4 protein-coding genes are annotated in these 3036 nt (G+C 60.0%); all 4 read right to left on the bottom strand.

The annotated features are described in order from the left end of the window. Positions 1-854, bottom strand: an 854-nt coding sequence (xrt, locus tag ACIQ2L_RS14555; protein ID WP_396160117.1) for an exosortase, incomplete at its 3' end; no start/stop codon positions are given. Positions 855-857: 3 nt separating this feature from the next. Then, positions 858-1757, bottom strand: a complete 900-nt coding sequence (locus ACIQ2L_RS14560; RefSeq protein WP_396160119.1) for an ExeA family protein — start codon at positions 1755-1757, stop codon at positions 858-860. Between the two features lie 15 nt (positions 1758-1772). Next, positions 1773-2684 (bottom strand): CpsD/CapB family tyrosine-protein kinase, encoded by a 912-nt coding sequence (locus tag ACIQ2L_RS14565; protein WP_396160121.1) that lies wholly within the window; start codon positions 2682-2684, stop codon positions 1773-1775. Positions 2685-2721: 37 nt separating this feature from the next. Next, positions 2722-3036: hypothetical protein (locus tag ACIQ2L_RS14570; RefSeq protein WP_396160123.1), on the bottom strand; the 315-nt coding region annotated here is incomplete at its 5' end.

The following is a 3036-nucleotide window of genomic DNA, read 5'->3' on the forward strand; positions in this document are numbered from 1 at the left end:
CCCACCTTAGTGAGCGCCCACATCTCGAGGAACAGCAGGGCAAGGCAGGCACCGAAAATGCTCCAGCCTTCGAAATCATGCATGAAACCCTCGGCCATATGGATGCCGAAGTTGTCCACGAGTATGCCGATCACGCCGATGCGGAAACTGTTCATCAGGACAGTGATGGGAATGGTGGACAGGAACACCACCACCCGCTTCCATCGCTCGACCCTGTAAATGACCGCACAGATGAAACCGAAACTCATCAGCGAGAACAGGTAGCGCAAACCACTGCAGGCCTCGGCTACCTGAAGCTTGTAGATACCGAGGTCGATGACGTTGCCTTCAACGAAAACAGGAATGCCGGCGAGCTTGATCACGCCCACGCCAAGTTGGGTGGACAGCATCTGGAGCTTGATCGACAGCGTGACCTGGACAAACGCAGGGAGCGGGATGGCGAAGAACAGAAGGATCAGCGGAACCCGGATGAACTTGACGCCGCACCACCCGAAAAGCGCGAGCGAAATGCCGAACAGTGCAAGGATGAACGCGTACTGCTCCAGCAGCCAGAGATTGCTGATATCCCCCACCAGAAAAGCGGCGCACGCCACCACGAGCACCGCTGCACCAGCCCACGAAGGCCTGAATTCCGTTCGCGAAATTGCCACCCTGTCCTGCCACAGGAAGTAGGCTGCAATCACCGGCAACAGGAAGCCGTGCCCGTACTCCTCCCGGGTCGACCAACGAACGTAGAGATCTGCGAGACCGTCCCTGAAAGCGAAAGCGATAAGGACGCCGACCAGGGCTATGACAAGGATGCCCGCCGGGCCTTGCTTCCAGTAGGGGTGCATTTGCTGTTCAGGAGCGTCCATGTCTCAGTCGGCCTCCGCCATGTCTATTCCCTTTATCTCGAGCACCATCTGACGCAAACGCTCGTCCGAAGAGTCCCGCTCCGAACGCCCCGCCTGCTGACGGATGAGGCGCTTGCTCTTGATCACTTCCATGACGATCTCGCAGGTGATGGGCTTTGCTTCTTCTGCAAACCCGTACACAAGGGCCATGTCACAGATGTTGTTGATGGCCCGGGGGACACCCCGGCTGAAGTAGTACACCACTGCCGACGCATAGAGATCAAACAGGCCTTCATGGCCGCCGGCAGTCCGGATGCGGTGGTCGATGTAACTGCGGGTCTGGGCAAGATCCAGTGCCGTTATGTGGTGTTCGACGGAGATGCGCTGCGCGAACTGGGCCAGTTCCGGCCTCATCAGTGTCTGCTGCAACTCGGGTTGCCCGACGATGACGAGTTGCAGCAACAACTCGTCACCGATGTTCATGTTCGACAGCAAACGCAGTTCTTCGAGCGTCTCGACGTCCATGTTCTGGGCTTCGTCGACGATGAGGACAACGCGCCGCCCCTGAAGGAATTCCGTCGCCACGAAGTCGATGAGCTGCTGGTACATCTCGACCTTGTCGGTGTGTTTGCGCTCCAGCCCGAAGGCCGACAGGATCCACGTGAGCAGGTTACCGAAATTGCGATGGGTGTTGGTGATGACCCCAACGGTCACATCGCCGCCGATATGTTTGAGGATGTGGCGAATGAGGGTGGTTTTGCCCGAGCCTATTTCGCCCGTGATGAGGGTGAAACCGGCCTGGCTGCCCAGACCGTATTCGAGCATGGCAAGCGTCACGGCGTGCTGCTTGCTCAGATACAGGAAGTCCGGATCGGGCGTCAGGGAGAAGGGCCGCCGGTTCAGGCCGAAAAAAGCCTCGTACATGGGGTTTAGCCGGAATCAGCCAGTGGCGCCATAGTGGTAGTAGGCCGAGCCGCTTCCCGCGTCACCCTTGTTGAGCACCCACCCTAGGAAGTTGGTTCCCTGCATCAGCCGCCTGGCCTCCTGTAACTCCTCTGCCGTGTTGCGTCCGTTCTCGACCACGAGGAGCGCACAGTCAAAGTTGTGCAGGAATGCGAGGGCATCCCCCGTCGCGAGCAAGGGGGGCAAGTCGAAGATCACGATCCTCGACGCATAGCGGTTGCGAAGCTCGGGCAGGAGTTCTTGCATGCGCCGGCTGCTGAGCAGCTCGGTGGAGTTCTGTGCCGAACCCCGGCTGGGAAGCACGACCAGGCGTTCCACCCCGGGATTGACGAGCAAATCGCCCAGATCCGCTTTGCTGGCGAGGTATTCCGCCAAACCATGCTCAACCTTGATACCGAAGTAGTCGGCAACTTTGGGACGGCGCAGATCCGCATCGACCAGCAGGACGCTCTGGTTCGAATCCAGTGCGATCGAGAGCGCCAGATTTGACGCGATGGTGGTTTTGCCCACTCCCGGAGTCGCACCGACGATGGCTACGGTCTGCCAGCCGTTCTCCCTCATCGGAAGCAGGACCTTGGTGCGGAGAATCCGGAAGATGTCGGCGGTCTGGTCGTTGGCGTTCGCGGCAACGAGCCTGTTTTCGATCCAGTGGGACTGCTTGGCCAGTTCCACCTTGGTCTTGACGTAACGGATTCCGTCCAGAGGGGCATCGGGAACAGACGTCGACCCAGGCAGCCGCGACGTTGGCACCTGACTGTCTGCGTCCGAGGCAAGGCCAGGAGCGGAGACATCCGGCGCGGGCTTTGCCTCGGCGGCGGAGGTTGCGTTCCCTTGCGTCGCCTCCTGCTGCGCACGTGCTTTGGCCAAGGCTTTTTCAATCAGTTCCATCTCTCCTCCTGGAAGTCGGTGCGCTGCCCGCTGGTCACTACAGGCGGGCCAATTTGGACGTGAGGGTATAGAACAGCAGATCAAGTTCGATGACGAAAAAGTGGATCAGGAGCAGGCCCACCAGCAGGACCGCCATGATGGCCAGCCCAAGCAAGAGCCACTTGCGCTTGCGGTCCGAGTAATCGGTGCTTGTCTCGATAAGAGGCACGGTCACCAACGGAGGGCTGCCCAAGGCTGCCGCGACGGCGCGCTGCCCCCGGAGCGCGGGGTCCATCATTTCCAGAACCACGACCAGCCCCGCCCCCGCAGCGAAGGAGCCCGCCAGAACCATGAGCAACAACTTCCCCCTGTC

The organism is Flavobacterium sp., assembly GCF_044369455.1.
Taxonomy (GTDB): domain Bacteria; phylum Bacteroidota; class Bacteroidia; order Flavobacteriales; family Flavobacteriaceae; genus Flavobacterium.